The organism is Nocardiopsis sp. NPDC058789, assembly GCF_042745575.1.
In the GTDB taxonomy this organism is placed as follows: domain Bacteria; phylum Actinomycetota; class Actinomycetes; order Streptosporangiales; family Streptosporangiaceae; genus Nocardiopsis; species Nocardiopsis eucommiae.
Genome location: NZ_JBHYOW010000002.1, coordinates 392,623 through 409,745, shown reverse-complemented (window position 1 = coordinate 409,745; position 17,123 = coordinate 392,623). Strand labels below are relative to the sequence as shown.

The following is a 17,123-nucleotide window of genomic DNA, read 5'->3' as shown; positions in this document are numbered from 1 at the left end:
CGCCACCACTCGGTTCCGTTGAGTGCGAGGACGGGGAGGGGAAGGCGGTGCACGCGGGTCTGGTGAACACCCGAGCCTCCGGAAGAGCGATGGTGCGCCGCCCCGCCGCTCCACCGCGCCGTGGTCCCTTGACCGCGAACAGGTGGAAGAGCGCACACGACCAGGCGTACCCGCGAGCATGGTCCAGGAACGGGTGAACACCGCCTCCACGTGGCGGCCTTGAACCGGGGAGGACGTTTCTGGTTGGTTGACGGAGGTCCTCGTGCGTTCGGGGCCCGGAGGAAGCCGAAGGAGCCGACCGTTGCTGAGTAGCGAGCTCGCCGCGCTGGCCGGGGTCACCGTCCGCACGCTGCGCCACTACCACCAGATCGGGCTGCTGCCCGAGCCGCCGCGATCGAGCGGGGGCTACCGGCGCTACGAGGTGGGCCACCTCGTCCGTCTCCTGCGCGTCACGAGGCTGGCCTCGCTGGGTGTGCCCCTGTCCGTCCTGCCCTCGGTGCTGGACGACCCCGCGGCCGCGGAGGAGCTCCTGGACGAGCTCGACGACCGGGCCTCGGCGGAGATCGAACGGCTCACCCGTCGCCGGGCCGACATCGCCGCGCTGCGACGTGGCGGCACCCCGCCGGACCTGCCCCCGGAGCTCTCGGAGTGGCACCCCGCCCCCGAGGCCGGTACGCCGACGGACATGGCCCGGCACGAACACGAGCAGCTGGTCCTGGCCGCGCACCTGCTCGGCCCTGCGGCGTTCCGCTCCCTGTTCGGCGGTCTGACCGTGCCCCCGCACGTCACGGCGCGCTTCTACGCGCTGGGACCCGACTCCCCCGACGACGAGGTCGCGTCCGTGGTCGACGCACTCCTCGCGCACGTCGAACCGATCATGGCCGAACTCGCGGACCTGCCCCAGCTGGACTCCCGGGCCTCGGAGCTCCTGGAACAGCTGAACGAGCAGAACCTCGGGCCCGTGCAGCGGCGCGTGCTGCGCCAGCTCCAGCTTCGACTGGCCAGCTCCGAAAGTGACCCGAGTCACTCCGGGAGGGCTTGAGTCGGACGCGACGTCGGGGTCTGGACTGGGTGGTGTCCGCACTCACCCGACCGCAGGGATCCGCCATGACCACCCCACCGAAGCCGTTGGCCGTCGAGGACTTCTTCGGCCCGCCGTCCCGGAGCCGCGCCGTCCTGTCCCCGGAGGGCACGAGGGTCGCCTACCTCGCCCCGTGGCGGGAACGGCTCAACGTGTTCGTCCGTGACCTGGACTCGGACTGGGACGACCCCGACGCCCCGGGGGTCCGGCGCGTCACCTCCGACACCCAGCGCAGCATCGAGAGCTTCTTCTGGAGCACCGACGGCCGCTACCTGCTGTTCCAGCAGGACGCCGACGGCGACGAGAACTGGCACCTGCACCGTGTCGACATGGCCCGGCCCGAGGAGCCCCCGGTGGACCTGACCCCCTACGAGGGCGTCCGGCTGCTCGGCACTCAGCTCCCCCCGGATCGGCCCGGAACGGCCCACGTCCAGCTCAACCTGCGCCGCCCCGACCTGATCGACCTCTTCGAACTCGATCTGGACACCGGCGCACTGACCGGCGTGGCGGAGAACCCCGGCGACGTCGTGGGCTGGCTGCGCGCCCCGGACCGGTTGCTCGCCTTCACCATGGAGGAGGGCGGCGACCACGTGCTCTCGGAGTGGTCCGGAGGCGACCGGCGCCCGATCGCACGGTTCTCCGGCACCGACGCGCCCTTCGGGCTCCTGCCCGCCGCGCTCACCCCCGACGGCGAAGGGCTCTGGACCGGTTCCGCACGCGGATCGGACCGCACCCGCCTCGTCCGGGTCGACCTGGGCACCGGTGCGGAGACCGAGGTGGACAGCCACCCCGTGTTCGACCTGGACACCCCCCGCCCCGAGGCCGATCCGCGCTTCCCGTCCTCGCTCATCCTGCACCCGGGCACCGGGGACCTCCTCGGAGCCCGCTACCTCGGTGCGCGTCAGGAGATCCACGCGCTCGACCCGCACTTCGCCACGGTGCTGTCCCGCCTCCAGGAACTGTCCGACGGGGACCTGGCCCACGTGTCCTGCGACGCCACGGCCCGGCGCTGGGTGGTGGACTTCACCCACGACCGCGACCCCGGCGTCACCTGGTTCCACGACCACCTGACCGGGGAGACGCGCCGCCTGTTCCGGCCGTTCCCGCACCTCGACCCGGACCAGCTCGCCCCGGTCGCCCCGATCACGCTGACCGCTCGCGACGGCCTGTCCCTGCCCTGCCACCTCACCCTGCCGGTCGGGGTCGAGCCGCGCGGTCTGCCCACCGTGCTGCTGGTGCACGGTGGACCGTGGTACCGGGACAGCTGGGGCTACGACCCGGAGGTCCAGTTCCTGGCCAACCGCGGCTACGCGGTCCTCCAGGTCGACTTCCGCGGCTCCACCGGTTACGGCAAGGCCCACACCCAGGCCGCGATCGGGCAGTTCGCCGGGCGCATGCACGACGACCTGATCGACGCGCTCGACTGGGCGGTCGACCAGGGCCACACGGATCCGGACCGGGTCGCCGTCTACGGCTGCTCCTACGGGGGCTACGCGGCGCTCGTCGGGGCCGCGTTCACCCCCGACCGGTTCGCGGCGGCGGTGAGCTACACCGGGATGTCGGATCTCGTCGACCTGGTCCGGTCGGTCGTCCCGTTCGCCCGTCGCAGTGTCGAGAACAGCTACCTGCGCTACATCGGGGATCCGGACGACCCCCGTCAGGAGGCCGAGATGCTCGCCCGCTCGCCCATCAGCCGGGTCGACGACATCACCGCGCCGGTTCTGCTGGTCCACGGTGCCAACGACGTCCGCGTCCACCGCCGCCACTCCGACCGCGTGGTCGACGCGCTCCGAGCCCGGGGCGCGGAGGTCGAGTACCTGCTGAACGAGTCCGAGGGCCACTGGTTCGTCAACACGGACAGCAACGTCGAGCTGTACGGCACGCTCGAACGCTTCCTGGCCCGCCACCTGGGTGGACGGTCCTAGACGACGGTGACGTGGGACCGGGTCCGGAGGCACTTTCCGGCCCCGTCCCCTCGCGTGGCCCGGAGCACGCGCACCCGGAACGCATGGCGCTTCGACCCTCACCCGGGCCTGAGGGGGTGCGGGCCCCATCCCTGGTTGCGGACGGTGTCCTCGACGTAGTCGGCGAAGTCGCGGGGTTCCCGTCCCAGCGCGCGTTGGACACCGTCCGAGAGATGGGCGTCCTCACCTCGACGGACGAGCGCGCTCAACGCCAGCACGCCGTCCGCCGTGCCGGGCGGGTAGTAGTGCTCCACGAGGTGGGCGCGGTAGGCGTCCTCCTCAAGGAAGCGCGTGCTGATCGGCCTTCCCGTCGCCTTGGAGATGATCGCGGCAGCGTCGGGCACGGTCAGGGCACGAGGGCCCGAGAGTGAGTAGTGCCGTGCGTGGTGCCGGTCGTCGGTCAGTGCGGCCGCGGCGACCGACGCGATGTCCTCGACGTCCACGAAAGGGTGTGCGCCCTCCCCGGTCCCGTGAACCAGGTCGCCGTCGATGACACCGCGGGCGAGGAACGGCTCCTCGCTGAAGTTCTGCGCGAACCAGACGGGCCTGAGGATGGTCCACCCGGTGCCCGACCCGCGTACGACCTCCTCTCGCTCCAGGCCCTCGACCAGGTGCGTGTCGATCCATTCGCGCGCCGAGAGGAGGACCAGGCGTCGCACCCCGGCCCTGACCGCGCGATCGACGAAGGCCTCCGTCGGATCCTGACCGGTCGGAGCTTCGTACGGAACCAGGTAGATCGCAGTGGTTCCGTCGATGACGTCACTCCAGGTGCTCTCGTCCTCCCAGTCGAAACGGCTGGAGCCACGGCGTGAGGCGGCGCGCACACGGTGCCCCCGTTCCTTCAGCCGTGCGCTCACGCGCCGCCCCGTCTTGCCGGTCGCGCCGAGCACCGTGATGGTCTGAGGTGTGGTCATGCCCTCAGCCCACCATGTTCCTGTGGGAGGGGGAATGTCCCGGAGTCGCGTGTGGATGTTCGAGGCTCCACGGTTCCTCCGTTCACCGGGGCCTTTGTCGTCCGTTCTCCGAGCCCTTTCCACGGAGATCACGGACCGTCATCCGGAACCCGTCGAAGCGCGTGTGTTCCATGCCACCCGAGATTGTTTCCGCCCATCATGAATAAGGCCCTCGAAAAGTGGCAGTAATGCTTGTACAGACGGGCAGCGACGCCACCGATCCCCACAAGGAGGAGGGCTTCATGGGCCAGTCGGAGAAACTCAGGGGCAGGACCACCCAGGTCACGGGCAGGGTCAAGGAGATGGCCGGAAGGGCGACCGGAAACAACCGGCTGCGCAACCGGGGCCGTTTCGAAATGTTCAAGGGACGCGCCCTCACGCGCACCGCGGGGTGGAAGGACTCCGTCCGCGGCACCCTCAGGAGTCTGCGCTCCCCTGGGCGGTGAGACCCCGACCGCCTGAGGACGACATCGAACCGTCGGCCCTTTCCACACGGCGTGGGAAGGGCCGACGCGTGTCTCAGGGACGGCGGGTCGAGAGGACGCAGAACTCGTTGCCCTCCGGGTCGAGGAGCACGACCCAGCTGAAGCCGTCCCCGGGCACGTCGGCGCGCCGGGCGCCCAGGTCGAGCAGCCGCCGAACCTCCTGGTCCTGCTCCCTGTCGGTGGGGTTGACGTCGATGTGCAGCCTGTTCTTGACGGTCTTGCCCTCGGGCACGCGCGCGAAGGTCAGTACCGGGGCCACCGGGCCCGCCCCGGCCTCGCCGGGGGCGCCGATGGCGACGAACCCCTCCTCCTCGTCGTCGTCCTTCACCTCGTAGTCGAGGGCCGCGCACCAGAACCGGGCGAGCAGGTGCGGGTCGGCACAGTCGATCGCGAGCTCGGTGAACTTGCTGGCCATGCCGGGACCTCCGGTCTCACGGGACGTTCGCTGTCGCGGACATCCTTCCAGGTTCGCCTCCGGGAGTCTCTTGACTTATCGTTCACCCAGTTCAGGCTACAGTTATCGAACAAGGTTTCGATCGCAGTGTCTTCCCCCTCCGGCTGTGAACACACGCAGAGAGGGGAGAACCGGTGTTCACGCACCTGCGCGCCGCCTCGTCGTTCTCCTTCCGGCACGGCACCGCCCCTCCCGCCGCGTTGGTCGAGCGCGCCGCGCTCGACGGCCAACCCGTGGTGGCCCTCACCGACCGGGACGGGCTCTTCGGTGTCGCCGAGCACATCCGGACCTGTGAACAGGCCGGGGTGCGCCCCGCCCTGGGCGCGGACCTCGCCCTCGCCTCCCCCGAGGGGGGACGGATCGTGGTGCTGGCCCGGGGCGCGCGGGGCTGGACCAGCCTGTGCCGCCTGGTCACCGCCGTCCACCGCGCGCCCGGTCCCGTGGCCGTGCTCCCCGAGCAGCTGGCCGAGCACCACGAGGGTCTGGTGGTCCTGTTGGGACCCGACTCCGACGTGGGGCGCGCCGTCGCGCAGGACCGCCCCCTGCACGCCCGGACCCTGGTGACCGCCTGGCGGGGGGTGGGTGTGGAGCTCGCCCTGGCCCCGCACGACCACGGCGCCTCCGGGCAGCGCCGCACCGCCCGGGACATGGTGCGCCTGGCCGACGAGGAGCACCTCCTGGCCGTGCTGACCAACGCCGTGCGCTACCCCACCTCCGAGTCGGCGGGGGTGGCCCTCGCCCTGGACCGCATCCGCCAGCACGCTCCCGGCGGCTACCGTCCCGCGCCGCGCACCGAGAGCGCCCACCTGGCCACCGGTGAGGAGATGTTCCGGATCGCGGTCGGTGTGTGCGGCGGGGACCGTACGCGCGCCCGCCGTCTGGTCGCGCACACCCTCGCCCTGGGCAGCTCCTGCGCGCTGGATCCCGTCGCCGACCTGGGTTGGGGCCGCCTGCACCTGCCGGAACGCCCTCAGGCCGCCGCCGACCTGCGCGGCCGGGTCACCGGGGGCGCCTCCCTGCTGGGGTTGGAGGGGGACCGCCGCGTCGACGAACGGGTCCGGCACGAGCTGGAGGTCATCGGCCGTCTGGGACTGGAGAGCTACTTCCTGACCGTGGCCGACGCCGCCCAGGCCATCCGGGACAAGCAGATCCGCTGCTTCGCCCGGGGTTCGGCGGTGGGCAGCCTCGTCGTGCACCTGCTGGGCATCTCCGCGATCAACCCCCTGGAGCACGGCCTGCTGTTCGAACGGTTCTGCACCCCGAGCCGCCCCGGACTGCCCGACATCGACCTGGACGTGGAGTCCGACCGGCGGCTGGAGGCCTACGACGCGGTCATCGCCTCCCACCCCGGGGCCAGCGCGACCGTGGCCATGATGGAGACCTACCGTGCCCGCAGCGCCCTGCGGGACGCCGGGGCGGCGCTGTCGCTGCCCTCGGTGGAGGTGGACCGCATCGCCTCGGTCTTCCCCCGGGTGCGGGCCTCCCGCATCAGCGAGACCGCGCGCGAGCTCCCGGAGCTGCGGAGCCTGGACGGCCTGGACAGCGAGCACGTGCGCAGGCTCTTCTCCCTCGCGGAGCGGTTGTCGGGCCTGCCCCGGCACGTGGCCATGCACCCGTGCGGGCTGGTGCTGTCGGACCACGCCATGGGCGACCGGGTCCCCACCCAGCCCTCCGGCGCCGGGTACCCGATGGTCCAGGCGGACAAGGAGGACGTGGAACACCTCGGGCTGCTCAAGCTGGACGTCCTCGGGGTGCGTATGCAGTCGGCCCTGGCGCACACCCTGGACGAGATCGACCGCACCTCGGGGCGGCGCCCGGACCTGGAGGCCCTCCCGGACGGGGACCCCGCCACCGCGCACATGGTCGCGGCCTCGAACACCCTCGGCTGCTTCCAGATCGAGTCCCCCGGGCAGCGGGAGCTGGTCTCCAGGCTGCGCCCGGACGGGGTGCCCGACCTCATCGCGGACATCTCCCTGTTCCGCCCCGGGCCCATGGGCACCGACATGGTCGCGGCCTACCTCGGGGCGCGGGAGGGCTCCGAGCCACCCCGGCTCCCCCACCCCGACCTCGCGCCGGTGCTGGCCGAGACCGGCGGGGCGCTGCTCTTCCACGAGCAGCTCCTGCACGCCGTCGACACCATGACCGGGTGCGGGCTGGACCGCGCCGAGGCCATGCGGCGCGCCCTGGGCACCGAGGAGGGCCGTCGCGAGGTGGAGACGCAGGTGCGTTCCCTGATGTCCGAGCGCGGGTACGACGCCCGGACCGTCGAGGACACCTGGCGGCTGGTGGCCGCGTTCGGCAACTTCGGCTTCTGCAAGGCCCACGCGGCCGCGTTCGCCCTGCCCACGTACCAGAGCGCCTGGCTCAAGCGGCACTTCCCCGCCGCGTTCTTCGCCGGGGTGATGACCCACGACCCCGGCATGTACCCGCGCCGGGTGCTCCTCAACGACGCCCGCCGCATGGGGGTGCGGGTACTCGGCCTGGACCTGAACGCCTCCCAGCGGCACTGGGGGCTGGAACCGGTCGGGGAGCGCTGGGGGCTGCGCCCGGCCCTGGCCGACCTCGGCGCCGTCACCGGGGCCGAACTCGACCACCTGCTGGCGCGGCGCCCCTTCACCGGTCTGCGGGACCTCCTCGCGCGGGGGTCGCTGTCCCGTGAGGCGCTGGACAACCTCGTCCTGGCCGGGGGGCTGGACTCCCTGGCCGGGGTCACCGGCGCCCCGGGCGCCCCGGACCGGCGCGACGTCCTCGTGCACGCGCACTCCCTGGCCCAGGCCCAGCACCGGCACGGGGACGCCCCCGGGCAGCTCTCCCTGGACGAGACCCCCGAGACCGTGCCCGCCGGGGTGGCCGCCCCGATGACCCACGCCGACCGCGTCAACGAGGAGCTGCGCGCGCTCGGCTACGAGCTCTCCGGGCACCGGCTGGACGCCCACGCGGAGGACTTCGCCAGGCTGGCCTCCACCCGGAACCTGGTCCTGGCCAGGGACCTGCACCGTTTCCCGGACGGTGCCCGGGTCCTGGTGGCCGGGGTGCGGGTCTGCACCCAGACCCCGCCCACCCGTTCGGGCAAGCGCGTGGTCTTCACCAGCATCGAGGACCGCAGCGGGGTCATCGAGGTGGTCCTGTTCTCCGAGGCCCAGCGGCGCTCCGCCGGCGCGGTGTTCGGTTCGGAGCTGCTCGCCGTGCACGGGCAGGTCCGGCGGTCCTCCCCGGGGGCGCTGCCCACCATCACCGCCACCCGCGCCCTGCCCCTGTCGGAGGTCTGAACGGCGTCCGGTCAGGCCCGCGTCCCGGGGCCACGGAGACGCCGGGTGGAGCGGCGGAACGCCCAGACGACCACGACGACGGCCAGCGCCGTCAGCGGGAGGCCCGTCACGGTGTCCGCGATCGCGAGCCCGGTCGTGGAGTCGGCGACGTAGAGCCACTGCCGTACGGCGAACCGGCCCGCGAACATGAGCGTCACCGCAGCGGTGGCGAGGTCGTGCACCAGCAGCGTGGAGCGGTCCTCGCGCCAGGCGTGGCCGCCTCCGTGGACGGCGTTCCAGACCACCCCGGTCAGCGGTCGGCGGGCGACGAGCGAGACGAACAGGACGACCGCCCCGACCAGGGACGCCCAGATCCCGATCAGGAAGAAGTCGTTGGCCGACCCGGTCGCGGCGGCCAGGCCACCGGCCACGGCGACGCCGAAGACCCCGCCCAGCGCGGGCATGAGCTTCTCACCGCGCCACAGCCGGAACACGGCCAGTGCCAGGGCGACCGCGACCGCGCCCCCGATCGCGGCCAGCAGGGAGAGGAAGGGGACGAGCACCGCGAAGACCACGACCGGCAGGACGGAGCACAGCATCCCGACCGGACCGCCGACCCCCTTCAGCACCTCCTGTCTGAGGTCGACGGGCGGTGCGGCGGGGGTCCTCTCCTCAACGGTGTCGGACGTGGTCTCGGTGGGGTCCGTGGCGAGCGGGGCCATGTCGTTCCTCTCGTTGGTCTCGGGAGGCCGGGTGCCGGGGGGCCGGACCCTGCCTGCGCGTCCACGTCCAGGATTCACCGTGTCCGGGCCGACCGACAGTGACGGAGTGTCATGACTTCGCACCACGAATGTCACTACCCCCGGTCACTCCGGATCAGCGAGGAGGTCCGTGTGGGCCGAGGCGTTGCCCAGGGACCGCAGCAGCTCCCCCACGAGGCGGTCGGTGGCGCTGCCGGGCTTCTCCAGCTCCAGCTGCGGGACACGGGTGACCTGCTCGTAGCGCTCGGCGTCGTACTCCGTGCCCGGTGAGGAGGCGCGCTCCCCGTCCCACGAGGACACCCCGTGGGTGTTGGTGACCGCCACCCCCACGTCCCAGCTGCCCCCGTACCCGGCGTCCTCGGACAGGCTCGCGAGCAGGTCCAGGAAGGCCCGCACCCGGAAGGCCAGGGCGCCGTCGAAGAACAGGTACCGGCCGTCGCTCCGGTCGGCCGCCCGCCCGCAGTACAGGGACACCTCGCCGCGTTCACGGACGACGAGGCGCAGGTCCCGTTCCTCCCGTACCACCATCGACGACGTGGACAGCTGGCTGGCGATCCCCACGCCGCCCGCGGTGCGGAAGCCGGAGACGAGCTCCCCGAAGACCGGCGACACCCGGGCGGCCGCACCGGCCCGTTCCCGGGTCCGCCGCGAGACCCCGTCCCGGACCAGGTCGAACAGGAGCGGCCGCGCGTCCTCGGCGGCGGTCCAGGCCTTGAACATGCCCGGGATGCGCCGCGAGGGCAGCGCGACCACGTGCAGGTGCGCCAGCGCCCCCTCCGGGAACGGGTCCTTCTCCACCTGTTCGCGCAGCGCGGTGCGCACCACGTCCAGCGAGGTGTCCCTGGCCCGGATGAGCCGTTCCACCTCGGTGTCGGGCAGGCGCCGTTTCTCCCGGTCGCCGCGCCCGTAGTACGCGCCGCCCGCCATGTGCGGGGCGAGCGGGGAGGCGGGCACCTCGATGAGCAGGTACCCGTGGCCGGGCCGCTCGCTCTCCAGCCACTCGACGGACACCTGGAGCGGCGGGTCGCAGGAGGACGCGGCGATCCGGGCCGGGGTCTCCAGGATCTGGTCGACCCACTCGACGGGAGCGAGCTCGAACCGCCCCTCGGTCTTGACCTCCCGCACGCCGACCACGATCAGCCCGCCGTCGATCGCGAAGGACGCCATGTCCTTGGCCTGGTCCTTGGAGCCGCGGAGTTGTTGCTTCGCCTCGCGTTTGGGGGTCTCGGTGAACGCGCCCTCGTTCAGGGCGGCCTCGAGTTCGGCTTCGCTGGCGGGACGCCATGTCGGGGGCAGGAGTCGATCCATGTCGGCATCATGCCCACTCTCATCGGCAACCCCGCACGTCTTCGCGAATCAGCCCCGAAGACGGCGACTCCGGGTGCGCGGAGCCCGGGCCTCAGGGGTGCGCGGGAGCCGTGCCGGGGCCCCGGAAGGTGCGGCGGTAGGCGCGGGGCGAGACCCCGAGTTCGGCGTGCATGTGCTGGCGCAGCGAGACGGCCGTGCCGAACCCGGCGCGGTCGGCGACCCGCTCCACCGGCAGGTCCGTCCCCTCCAGGAGCTCGCGTGCCAGGTCCAGTCTGCGCAGGGCGATCCACCGGCCCGGGGACAGGCCGGTCTCCTCCCGGAACCGGCGCGTGAACGTGCGCACGCTCATCGACTCCCGCCCCGCGAGGTCGGCCAAACGGGGCTGGAGGTACAGGTGCTCCTGGGCCCAGGCGCGGGCGCGGGCGGTGGCGGACCGCTCCGGGTCGGGCACGGGCAGCCGGACGTACTGGGCCTGGCCGCCGTCCCTGTGCGGCGGCACCACGGTGTTGCGGGCCACCTCGTTGGCCACGGAGGCGCCGTGGTCGGTGCGGACCATGTGCAGGCACAGGTCGGTGCCGGAGGCGACCCCGGCGGAGGTCAGCACCCGTCCGTTGTCGGTGTAGAGCACGTCCGGGTCGAGTTCGACGTGCGGGTACATCGCGCGGAAGTACCCGGCGGACATCCAGTGTGTGGTGACGCGACAGCCGTCCAGGAGGCCCACGGCGGCGAGCACGAACGCCGCCGAGCAGACGGAGGCCACCCTCGCTCGCGCTCCGACGCGGGCGAGGGCGGCGGCCAGTTCGGGACGGATCGGGTCGTGCGGGCGCTCGGCGTAGTCCTCCTCGGCCGCGGGCAGGACCACGGTGTCCGCGTCGTCGAGGGCCTCGGGGCCGTGGCGGACGTTGAGGGTGAGGTCGGTGTCGGTGGTGACCACCCCGGCCTCCAGGGCGCAGGTGACCACCTCGTAGAGCGGCTGGCCGTCCGCCCCTCGGGCCCGTCCGAACAGGCGGTGGACGATCCCGGCCTCCATGGGCAGCACCCCGTGCCGGACGAACACGGCCACGCGGTGGCGGCCGGGGCGGACGAAGACGCTCATGCCGCGATCCTATGGCCTGATTCTTTCGGTTGTTGTCCTTCGGGTCACTGTCCGGCTCCGATCTGGAACGCGAGCCTGGTGTCATGGCTTCCAGGACCGACCCATCCCGCCGTCCGCGCACCGCCCGGACCCCGCGCCGACACGCCCCCGTCCACCGTGCCTGGGTGATCGCCCTCGTGGCGGGGCTGACCATCGTGGCCGCCGCGTCCTTCGCGGCCGTACCGGGGCTCCTCGTGGAACCCCTGCACGCCGAGTACCGGTGGTCGCGCGGCGCGATCGGGCTGGCCGCCTCGGTCAACATGCTCCTCTACGGGCTGGTGGCGCCGTTCGCGGCGGCGCTGATGGACCGCTTCGGCCTCCGCCGGGTCGCCGTGGCCGCGCTCGGCGCGGTCGTGGTCGGCGCCGGGCTGACCACGGTGATGACCGCGCCCTGGCAACTGACCCTCCTCTGGGGGCTGCTCGTCGGCGCGGGCACCGGCTCACTGGCGATGACCTTCGCCGCGACCGTCACGCACCGCTGGTTCACGGAGCGGCGCGGCCTGGTGGTCGGCGCGCTGACCGGGGCGAGCGCCTTCGGTCAGCTGGTCTTCCTGCCCGCGCTGGCGTGGATCGTGGACCACCAGGGGTGGCGTCCGGCCGTGGTGACGTTGACCCTGACCGCCGCCGCGACGGCGCTCCTCGTGGCCCTGGTCCTGCGCGACCACCCCGCCGACCTGGGGCTGCGCCCCTACGGCGCGAAGGAGGACGTGCCCAGGCCCGAGCCGGAGCGCGGGGCCGCGCGGCGCACGGTCCGGGTCCTGTTCGCGTCGGTGCGGGACCGCCGGTTCTGGGTGGTCGCGGCGACGTTCGCGGTGTGCGGGGCCAGCACCAACGGACTCCTGTGGACCCACTTCGTCCCCGCCGCTCGGGACCACGGCATGGCGGTGACGACGGCCGCCGCGCTGGTCTCGCTGGTCGGTGTGTTCTCCCTGGCGGGCACCGTGCTGTCCGGCTGGCTCACCGACCGGGTCGACCCCCGCCACCTGCTGGCCCTCTACTACGGCGGCCGCGCGCTGCTGTTGGTGGCGCTGCCCGCGCTCCTCGGCCCGGAGGCCGGGGTCGCGATCGTCGCCTTCGTGGTGGTCTTCGGCCTCCTGGACGTGGCGACCGTGCCGCCGACCATCCTGCTGTGCCGCCGGATCTTCGGGGTGGACGGAGCGGTCGTCTTCGGGTGGGTGGGGGCGGCCCACCAGGCGGGAGCGGGCGCCATGGCGGTCCTCGGCGGCCTCACCCGGGACCTGACCGGCGGCTACGGCGCGGTGTGGATGGTCGCGGCGGCGCTGTGCGCGACGGCCGTGCCGCTCGCCCTCCGGATCGCGCGCGGGGAGGAGGGATGACCGTGCCGAGCACCGTCACGGACGCGCCCCGGCGCCCCTCCGTCCCGTTCGCCCTGGTCCTGCTGCTCCTGGCGGCGGCCCTGGCCCACGTGGGGCTGTCCGGGCTCGACCAGGGGTTGAGGGCCGCGCGCGGCGAGGGGGCGCCGGGGGTGTTCACCGCCGCCGACCTCACCTGTGTCCGGCACCCCGGGCACACGTCGTGCGCCTGCCACGGGAGCTTCGTCCCGGACTCCGGTGGTGCGCCCCGGAGCGTCGACCTGCACGCCGCCGGTCCCGGGACCTGCCTGGTGGGGGAGCCGGTCCCCGCGACGGACGCGGGTGCCGCGCACCGCGTGTACGGCCCGGACGGCTCCCGCGAGTGGCTGTTCGCCCTGGCCCTGCTCGGCGTCTCCCTGGCCGCGCCCGTGGGCCAGGCCCTGCTGTGGATCCGGTGGATCCGGGGCCGTTCACGCCCTACCCCTGCTGGTCGCCCGCCCCCGCGGTGAGCGCGGCGAGCAGCGGACCAACGGTCGATGGTGGTGCGTACGTGGGCGTTCGGGGGCGTTCGGGGCGCGCGCCGTTATTGTTGCTGGCATGACCGAAGACCGTCGGCGGGCTCCGCTGAGCAGCGACCTCGCGCAACGCGTGGTCGACCTCATCGCGCCGACCATCAGCCACAACATCAACGTGATGGACGAGCACGGCACGATCATCGCGTGCATGGACCCCTCACGGGTCGGCAGCCTGCACCACGGGGCCCAGCGGGTCATCGCCGAACGGCGCAGCGTGCTGGTGACGGTCCCCGAGCCGGGGACCTCCGACCGCCCGGGCGCCAACGAACCCCTGGTGATCGACGGTGAACTGCGCGGGGTCGTCGGGGTCACCGGCAACCCGAGGGAGGTCGAGGACCTGGCCCGGGTGGTCGCGCTCACCGTGCAGCTGCTCATCGCCCAGGAGTACGAGCAGGACGCGGTGAGCAGGCGGCACACCGAGGGCCGCGATCTCGTGGCGGCGCTGAGCTCGGGCACGACCCGCTCGGACGACGCCCGGGCGCGGCTGGCGGCCTCCGGGCTCCCCGCGCCGTGGTCGCTGGCGCTGTGGGCGTCCGCCACCCCGAGGCCGGGCGGCGGGGTCGCTCCCCCGCAGCTGGCCGAGGCCGCCGCCGCCAGGGTGAACGGCGTCAGCGGGCGGCGGGCGGCCGTCCTGCACGGGGCGCTCTGGATCATCGTCACCGGACGCCTCCCCGCCGCCGACTCCCTGGAGCTTCCCCCGGACAGCCGCCACACGCGCACCCCGCCCACCGACGACGTGGACACGTTGATGGCCCACGCCGAGGAGTCGCGCGCGCTGTGCCGGTACGCGGGGCTGATCCCCAGCATCGAGCGCGCCGAACCGTGGTCGCGGGAGATCGCCGTGGCCGTGGCCCACCTGTCCCGGCGGACCCTCACCCGCATGGCGGCCCGGACCGCGCCCCTCAGCGCGGCGCAGCGCCGGACCGTCTCCGCGATGGCCTCGGCCGTGTCCATGCGCGAGGCCGCCGACACCGTCTTCGTGCACCGCAACACACTCCTCCAGCGCGTGGACCGCGTCCGGGAGGCGACGGGCCTGGACATCCGGAGGCCCGATGACCTGACCACAGTGCACATGTGCCTGTACGCGGAGGCAGCACTGGGCATTTCGCCCATAGTTCCCCGATAAAGCCGCAGGAAGTCTGGGCGCTACACCGTCGAAATGCACCGAATCCGATTCTATGATCTCGCTCATGTCCACCGAGTTGCATGAGCATGACGAGACCGTTGACGCGCCCCCAGCCGTCCGGGTCGTGGTGATCCCCGATTCCTTCAAGGGGAGCGCCTCCGCCGTCGAGGTCGCGGAGGCCATGGCCCACGGCGTCCGCGACGCGTACGCCGACCACGGCCTTCCCGTGTCCGTGACCACCCTGCCCTTCGCCGACGGCGGCGAGGGAACCCTCGACGCCCTGCTCGGCGCCTGGGGCACGGAACCCCTCACGGTGGACACCACCGACGCGCTGGGCCGCCCCACCGTGGCACGCTTCGGTGTCTCCCCTGACGGCACCACCGGTGTGATCGAGGCCGCCGAGGCCAACGGCCTCCCCGGCGTGGCCGACGTCCCCCTCCAGGCGCGCACCGCCAGCAGCCGAGGGGTCGGGCGGCTGGTCACCGAGCTCCTGGACCGGGGCGTGGCGGAGATCCTCCTCTGTATCGGGGGCTCGGCCTCCACCGACGGCGGCACCGGCATGCTCAGCGCGCTCGGCGTGCGCTTCCTCGCCGCCGACGGCTCCGAGCTCCCCGACGGGGGCGGCCGCCTCGACGAGCTCTCCTCCCTCGACCTGGACCGGCTGGACCCGCGCGCCCGCTCCGTCCGCTGGCGGGTGGCGTGCGACGTCACCAACCCGCTGGTCGGCCCCCAGGGCGCCGCCGCCGTCTTCGGTCCGCAGAAGGGCGCCGATCCCGAGGACGTGCGCGTCCTCGACGCGGGCCTGGACCGGCTGGCCGAGGTCCTGGCCAAGAGCACCGGCGAGGACCTGCGGCACGTGCCCGGCATGGGCGCGGCGGGCGGCATGCCCGTCACGCTCACGGCCCTGCTCGGAGCCGAGGTCCTGCCCGGTTCCCGGATGGTCGCCGAGGTCCTGGGCGCCGAGGAGCTGCTCTCCCGCGCCGACCTCGTGCTCACCGGCGAGGGCCGCTTCGACAGTCAGTCCCTGGGTGGGAAGGTCGTCGACGCGGTCCGCCGCCTCACCCCAGAAAACGTGCCCGTCGTGGTGATCGCCGGAAGTGTCTCCGTCGGCCCCGACGAGCTCCGCCGCTCCGGGATCACGGCGGCGTTCTCGATCGCCCAGGGGCCCCGGACCCTGGCCGAGATGCGGGACGAGGCCGTCTCCGCCATCACCTGGACAGCGTTCAACTGCTGTCGCATCCTCCCTCACCGTCCAGGCCGACCCGACTCGGCCAGCCCTAAGGAACAACTTCCGTGATTAACCTCGCCATCCTCCTCCTGCTCGTGGTGGGCATCGTGCTCGCCACCGCCAGGTGGAAGATCAGCCCCTTCCTGGCACTGATGGGCGCCGCCGTCCTGGGCGCCTTCCTGTACCGGATGCCACTGGCCGAGATCGTTCCGACCATCACCGAGTCGTTCGGTGGCACCCTCGGCAACATCGGTCTGGTCATCCTCTTCGGCACGATGATCGGCGTGATCCTGGAGCGCTCCGGCGCCGCGATCGCGATGGCCGAGGGTCTGATCAAGATCCTGGGCACCCGGTTCCCGAACCTGACGATGTCCCTCATCGGCTACATCGTCTCCATCCCGGTGTTCTGCGACTCCGGCTACGTCATCCTGAACTCGCTGCGCAAGGCCATCACCGTGCGCACCGGGGTCTCCGCCCTGGCCACCTCGATCGCGCTGATGACCGGTCTGTACGCCACGCACACCCTGGTCCCGCCGACCCCGGGTCCGCTGGCCGCCGCCGAGAACATCGGTGTCACCAACAACCTCGGCATGATCATCGCCATCGGTCTGCCGGTCGCCGCCGTGGCCGCCGTCGCCGGTCTGATCTTCGCGAGCCTGCACTCCCGCAAGGAGTTCACGCCGCTGCCCGCCGAGACCGAGACCGACATCTCGGGGCAGTCCTACGAGGAGCTGCGCGCGAGTTACGGCCGCCTGCCCAACGGGTTCCTGGCGTTCTTCCCGATCCTGCTCCCGCTGGTGCTCATCTGCGTCGGCTCGGTCGTGAAGCTGCCGTCCCAGCCCATCGGCGACGGCACCCTGTTCGACGTCGTCGCGTTCGTCGGCACCCCGGTGATCGCGCTCGCGCTCGGCCTGCTCTCCTCCGTGATGCTGCTGCGCGGCCACGGCAAGCTCGCCCGCTTCAACGAGCAGATCTACGACTCGGTCCGCCTGGCCGGTCCGATCCTGCTCATCACGGGTGCCGGTGCCGCCTTCGGTGGCGTGCTGGCCGCCTCCCCGCTGACCGACTTCCTGTCGGACAACCTGAGCGGCCTGGGCCTGGGCCTCGCGGTGCCGTTCCTGATCGCGGCCGCCCTCAAGACCGCCCAGGGCTCCTCGACGGTGGCGATCGTGAGCACGTCCGCGATGCTCGCGCCCATGCTCGGCACGCTGGGTCTGGACTCGACGGAGGGCATGGTCCTCGCTGTGCTGGCGATCGGCGCCGGCGCGATGGTCGTCTCGCACGCCAACGACTCCTACTTCTGGGTCGTCTCGCAGCTGAGCCGTATCCCGGTCGCGACCGCGTACCGGACGCTCACGCTGGCCACCGCCATCGAGGGTCTCGCCGCCTTCGTCACCATCTGGGTGATCAGCCTGTTCCTGCTGTAGACCGCCTCGGCGGAGCTGGCCGGGTGCAGGCGGTCAGACCGAGAGGGGCCCGGGTGGACGTTCGG

The 17,123-nt window shown here is 72.8% G+C and carries 14 protein-coding genes; 9 read left to right on the top strand and 5 right to left on the bottom strand.

All coding sequences use genetic code 11. From position 1 onward, the window contains the following. The first annotated feature begins 301 nt into the window (after positions 1-301). Together ACFW3L_RS03960 and ACFW3L_RS03955 are read left to right on the top strand one after the other, a co-directional pair. A complete protein-coding gene (locus ACFW3L_RS03960) occupies positions 302-1,042 on the top strand; it encodes a MerR family transcriptional regulator (RefSeq protein ID WP_378736062.1) in 741 nt (246 codons plus the stop codon). A 65-nt stretch (positions 1,043-1,107) separates the two neighbouring features. Continuing rightward, complete coding sequence (locus ACFW3L_RS03955) at positions 1,108-3,006, top strand: alpha/beta hydrolase family protein (protein WP_378736060.1); 1,899 nt, start codon at positions 1,108-1,110, stop codon at positions 3,004-3,006. 98 nt (positions 3,007-3,104) lie between these two features. Here ACFW3L_RS03955 and ACFW3L_RS03950 read toward each other — a convergent pair whose 3' ends face one another. Continuing rightward, entirely contained in the window at positions 3,105-3,959 is an 855-nt protein-coding gene (locus tag ACFW3L_RS03950) for an NAD(P)H-binding protein (RefSeq protein ID WP_378736058.1), read from the bottom strand. Between the two features lie 227 nt (positions 3,960-4,186). Between ACFW3L_RS03950 and ACFW3L_RS03945 the strand changes: the two genes are divergently transcribed. After that, positions 4,187-4,444, top strand: a complete 258-nt coding sequence (locus tag ACFW3L_RS03945) for a CsbD family protein (RefSeq protein ID WP_378736056.1) — start codon at positions 4,187-4,189, stop codon at positions 4,442-4,444. 73 nt (positions 4,445-4,517) lie between these two features. Here ACFW3L_RS03945 and ACFW3L_RS03940 read toward each other — a convergent pair whose 3' ends face one another. Next, on the bottom strand, positions 4,518-4,898 hold the full coding sequence (locus ACFW3L_RS03940; protein WP_378736054.1) for a VOC family protein: 381 nt from the start codon (positions 4,896-4,898) through the stop codon (positions 4,518-4,520). A 173-nt stretch (positions 4,899-5,071) separates the two neighbouring features. On the opposite strand from ACFW3L_RS03940, the gene dnaE reads away from it, so the two are divergent. Beyond that, positions 5,072-8,206, top strand: a complete 3,135-nt coding sequence (gene dnaE, locus ACFW3L_RS03935; protein WP_378736052.1) for a DNA polymerase III subunit alpha — start codon at positions 5,072-5,074, stop codon at positions 8,204-8,206. A gap of 11 nt (positions 8,207-8,217) precedes the next feature. Here dnaE and ACFW3L_RS03930 read toward each other — a convergent pair whose 3' ends face one another. From ACFW3L_RS03930 to ACFW3L_RS03920, 3 genes are all read right to left on the bottom strand, one after another. Next, positions 8,218-8,907 carry a DUF3159 domain-containing protein gene (locus tag ACFW3L_RS03930; RefSeq protein WP_378736050.1) on the bottom strand — a complete coding sequence of 230 codons (690 nt, stop codon included), beginning with the start codon at positions 8,905-8,907 and terminating at the stop codon, positions 8,218-8,220. A 144-nt stretch (positions 8,908-9,051) separates the two neighbouring features. Next, entirely contained in the window at positions 9,052-10,254 is a 1,203-nt protein-coding gene (locus ACFW3L_RS03925) for a helix-turn-helix domain-containing protein (RefSeq protein WP_378736048.1), read from the bottom strand. 91 nt (positions 10,255-10,345) lie between these two features. Next, entirely contained in the window at positions 10,346-11,350 is a 1,005-nt protein-coding gene (locus ACFW3L_RS03920; RefSeq protein ID WP_378736046.1) for a GlxA family transcriptional regulator, read from the bottom strand. Positions 11,351-11,433: 83 nt separating this feature from the next. Here ACFW3L_RS03920 and ACFW3L_RS03915 point away from each other — a divergent pair, with 83 nt between their 5' ends. The 5 genes from ACFW3L_RS03915 to ACFW3L_RS03895 all read left to right on the top strand — a co-directional run bounded on the left by ACFW3L_RS03915 (position 11,434) and on the right by ACFW3L_RS03895 (position 17,058). Further along, positions 11,434-12,726 carry an MFS transporter gene (locus ACFW3L_RS03915; RefSeq protein ID WP_378736044.1) on the top strand — a complete coding sequence of 431 codons (1,293 nt, stop codon included), beginning with the start codon at positions 11,434-11,436 and terminating at the stop codon, positions 12,724-12,726. Further along, complete coding sequence (locus ACFW3L_RS03910) at positions 12,723-13,211, top strand: hypothetical protein (protein WP_378736042.1); 489 nt, start codon at positions 12,723-12,725, stop codon at positions 13,209-13,211. The genes ACFW3L_RS03915 and ACFW3L_RS03910 overlap by 4 nt, the downstream gene beginning before the upstream one ends. An 88-nt stretch (positions 13,212-13,299) precedes the next feature. Continuing rightward, the gene (locus tag ACFW3L_RS03905; protein ID WP_378736040.1) at positions 13,300-14,403 is read left to right on the top strand and encodes a CdaR family transcriptional regulator; all 1,104 of its coding nucleotides are present in this window, start codon (positions 13,300-13,302) and stop codon (positions 14,401-14,403) included. A gap of 52 nt (positions 14,404-14,455) precedes the next feature. After that, on the top strand, positions 14,456-15,700 hold the full coding sequence (locus ACFW3L_RS03900; protein WP_378736038.1) for a glycerate kinase: 1,245 nt from the start codon (positions 14,456-14,458) through the stop codon (positions 15,698-15,700). Then, positions 15,697-17,058, top strand: coding sequence for a GntP family permease (locus ACFW3L_RS03895; RefSeq protein WP_378736036.1), 1,362 nt, complete (start codon positions 15,697-15,699; stop codon positions 17,056-17,058). Before ACFW3L_RS03900 ends, ACFW3L_RS03895 begins: the two co-directional genes overlap by 4 nt. Positions 17,059-17,123 lie beyond the last annotated feature (65 nt).

What these genes read in the sequence shown, in the direction of transcription:
- ACFW3L_RS03955 (WP_378736060.1), top strand. Translation starts at nt 1,108, where the DNA reads ATGACCACCCCACCGAAGCCGTTGGCCGTCGAGGACTTCTTCGGCCCG.
- ACFW3L_RS03950 (WP_378736058.1), bottom strand. Translation starts at nt 3,959, where the DNA reads ATGACCACACCTCAGACCATCACGGTGCTCGGCGCGACCGGCAAGACG.
- ACFW3L_RS03945 (WP_378736056.1), top strand. Translation starts at nt 4,187, where the DNA reads ATGCTTGTACAGACGGGCAGCGACGCCACCGATCCCCACAAGGAGGAG.
- ACFW3L_RS03940 (WP_378736054.1), bottom strand. Translation starts at nt 4,898, where the DNA reads ATGGCCAGCAAGTTCACCGAGCTCGCGATCGACTGTGCCGACCCGCAC.
- ACFW3L_RS03930 (WP_378736050.1), bottom strand. Translation starts at nt 8,907, where the DNA reads ATGGCCCCGCTCGCCACGGACCCCACCGAGACCACGTCCGACACCGTT.
- ACFW3L_RS03925 (WP_378736048.1), bottom strand. Translation starts at nt 10,254, where the DNA reads ATGGATCGACTCCTGCCCCCGACATGGCGTCCCGCCAGCGAAGCCGAA.
- ACFW3L_RS03920 (WP_378736046.1), bottom strand. Translation starts at nt 11,350, where the DNA reads ATGAGCGTCTTCGTCCGCCCCGGCCGCCACCGCGTGGCCGTGTTCGTC.
- ACFW3L_RS03915 (WP_378736044.1), top strand. Translation starts at nt 11,434, where the DNA reads ATGGCTTCCAGGACCGACCCATCCCGCCGTCCGCGCACCGCCCGGACC.
- ACFW3L_RS03910 (WP_378736042.1), top strand. Translation starts at nt 12,723, where the DNA reads ATGACCGTGCCGAGCACCGTCACGGACGCGCCCCGGCGCCCCTCCGTC.
- ACFW3L_RS03905 (WP_378736040.1), top strand. Translation starts at nt 13,300, where the DNA reads ATGACCGAAGACCGTCGGCGGGCTCCGCTGAGCAGCGACCTCGCGCAA.
- ACFW3L_RS03900 (WP_378736038.1), top strand. Translation starts at nt 14,456, where the DNA reads ATGATCTCGCTCATGTCCACCGAGTTGCATGAGCATGACGAGACCGTT.